Annotated in this window: 1 protein-coding gene and 1 pseudogene; both read left to right on the forward strand. The window is 35.2% G+C overall.

Annotated elements, in window-relative coordinates; all coding sequences use genetic code 11:
• Positions 1-298 (forward strand): annotated as a pseudogene (locus AC3DU7_RS29635) (ATP-dependent helicase); the annotation flags it as partial.
• Positions 299-681: 383 nt separating this feature from the next.
• On the forward strand, positions 682-1,902 hold the full coding sequence (locus tag AC3DU7_RS29640; RefSeq protein WP_488042831.1) for a DUF790 family protein: 1,221 nt from the start codon (positions 682-684) through the stop codon (positions 1,900-1,902).
• Positions 1,903-3,166: the final 1,264 nt, after the last annotated feature.

The raw sequence follows: 3,166 nt of genomic DNA on the forward strand, positions 1-3,166 counted from the left end.
TACCAGTGAAGAGCAAACTTCTCGCAGACGTAGAGGTAAAATTAGACCGAAAAAACCTCCTAAATATCAAGAACAAAAAGAGGCTAAAACAGAAGTTAAGCCGTTGGAAATTGTGAAGCCAGAACCGATTTATGGAGTTAACAATTTTTCTGTTAAACGTGCTGCTGAACCAGGTGCAAAATGGGGAAGCGATGGCAAAAATGATGAAAATGATTTGGAAAATAAATCAGAAATAAAAGAGGATAAAAATTCTTCAGAAAATTCTGATGATGATATTAATATTGATGAGTTTTTCTGATTGTTGAGAATGAAGAAATCAAAAAATAACTATAGCAGTTCTATTTGTTTATTATAGCAACCGCCAGGTTGGTTAAGACAATTAGTGCGAGCATCTTGCTCGCGTTATGAATTATTCATTACTATTAATATTAACGTAGCTTTTTTTATCCTAAATAGTTTCAAACTTTAAATGTTAAATAATTTGGGAACGGGCAAGATGCCCATTCCACAAAACTATTAAAATCATCCCTCATTTATGCAACTCCAATAATTTCCTGTACTGTAGGATTAAAGTTTTGAGCTGATAAAATCTTACTTTTGACTTTTAACTTTTGACTTATACTTTTGAGCTGATAAAATCTTATTTTTAACTTTTAACTTTTGATTTTTGACTTATAACTTATGTTACCAACTGATTTACTTGTCCATCGGCAAACAGGAGAAACAATTATTCCGCAAAAACTCAAAATTGATGCTAAAAATTTAGCCATTGCCACAGAGATGATTAACTCTTTCCAAGAAACAGTAGGCAAAACTCAAGGAGAACTCGATAAACGTTTACAAGAAATTGAAGGAGATGACCCCAACTATCGCTTCAAAAGAGGATTAGCACATATGCTTAGAGGCAGTTTTTCTACTTTTGAAATTATCAGTCCTCTCGAACCAATAGAATTAAGAAAACGTGTTTTTACCACAGTAGCAGAAGTTGTTCCTAGTATCCCATCAACAGAATTAACACTAGAAAAATTAGCCACACAAATGAGTCAAGAATTAAACCGAGAAGTTATGCCTGATGAGATTAAAAAAGGTCTCTATGCTGACTTACAAGAAAATAGAATTTTGACTCAATTTGATGCTCCTACATCAGAGGCTTTATTACATAGATATAATCTGTCTCAAGTGCAAGGTATTTTTTACAAAGCTAGTCATATTGAATTAAACGCTCATCGCAATGATCCAGGAGAATACAAACTCTTATTTAGATATGTAAAATTATTTCAATTAATGACTTATATTGAAGGAGATGCTGACCATGGTTTTACCCTCACAATTGATGGTCCCTATAGTTTATTTAAACCCAGTACTCGTTACGGTTTAGCACTAGCAAAAATGTTGCCCGCATTACTACATGTTACAAAATGGAGTTTACACGCAACCTTACAAAATCGTGACACCTATAGTGGAGCTTGGAAAAAAGGTCGATTTAGTATTAATTCTGATTGCGATCTAGTTAGTCATTATCCCCCAGGAAAACCCTACGATAGCATGTTAGAAGCATCATTTGCAGAACGTTGGGCTAAGTCAAAAACCGAGTGGAAGTTAGAAAGAGAAGTTGATTTAATTCCAATTCCTGGTAGTGTAATGATTCCTGATTTTAGGCTGGTACATCCCAATGGACAATCATACTTATTAGAAATAGTTGGATATTGGCGACCGGAATATTTAAAAAAGAAATTTTCTCAGGTGCAGAGTGCTGAGTGTGATAATTTAATCTTGGCAGTTTCCGAACGACTCAATTTGGAAAAAGCGGGTGTAAAAGTGAAAGATGTACCAGTACCTATTGTTTGGTTTAAAGATAAGTTGTTACCTAAATCAGTATTAGAAGTTTTAGACTCTATTTAATGGTCGGTAATGAGTAATATCATGTCCGGTTGAATAGTTACACTTTGAAGGAATGAAGGCAGAAGGAAAGAAAAGGCTTGAAGGGAAAAAGTTCTTTTATCACTAATAGACATCTCCAGAAAAGAGGGAGTAGGGAGTAGGGAGTAGGGAGTAGGGAGTAGGGAGTAGGGGGAAAGAATTGACAATTTATGTACCATAATTGATTTGATTTTTTATTATTGGAGATGTCTAATTATCCAGACATAATATAATTGATAATAATTCAAACAACATTGATTGTAGGTAGGAAAGTTAACTTTTTTTGACCTACAACCTACAATTTCAAAAGGAATATCTGCTACGGGAGCAAGATGTTCCCACGGTCATGCTTCAAAAAAAATAATGACAATGCATCGCCACTGCTTTCTCAATTATAGCGCTGTGCGCAGGCAACAGCTCATCTGGCAACAGCTCATCTGGGGGAATAAATTGCTGATCATATAAGACTTTTAGCTATTTGGCCAATCCTGCAATTTGTAAATATACCAGCGCTCATTGCTATAATAGACATCTCCAAAAATTAAAAATAAAATCAATTCTTATCTAGAAATTATCAATTATTCTTCTCTGTTCCCTGTTCCCTCTTTTCTGGAGATGTCTAATGAAAATCTATATATAGAATATATCCTGTTTGTTCCTAAAATCTTTGTCTTATTTTATAGAATCCATTTGGTATCTTTGCACGAGTTATGTGCTTTTGGCTACAGAACTAAGATATGGGTTGCTGATTTATTATCAAATAATTACCAGATAAAGGTTTTAGCCTTTTTAAGTATTGAAAAAGTACATAGTTTTCAGCTCTTAATGCTCAAAAAGTTAGCATTTTTAGCGCATAGTTGGGCAAAAAAATTCTCCCCTACTCCCCTGCTCCTTAAAAAAGACTTTTTCAGCAAACCCTAGTACAGAATGGCGGAAATAACTGACCAGTTACAAAACCCTAAAAGCTTTATCCATTAATACTTATGACTTCTGACTTCTAACTTCTGACTTCCGCGTAGCGGCACTAGATAGGGTCCCCGTCGGTAGGGCGACTTGCAGAAGTCAGGAAATTCAGGAATGAGAATAGGGCAAAAAGGTTGAAATTTGTTCCTTGCTCCCCTAATCCTTATTTTTAACTATATAAATCTCAAATGCGTTCTACATGGCAAGCGATCGCCCTTAATTTGCTAGTTATAGCGCTGTGCGCAGCTCATTTGGCAGTAGGCAATAGCGGTCAGACCCCGCG

The sequence above is a fragment of the Okeania sp. genome, from assembly GCF_983059655.1.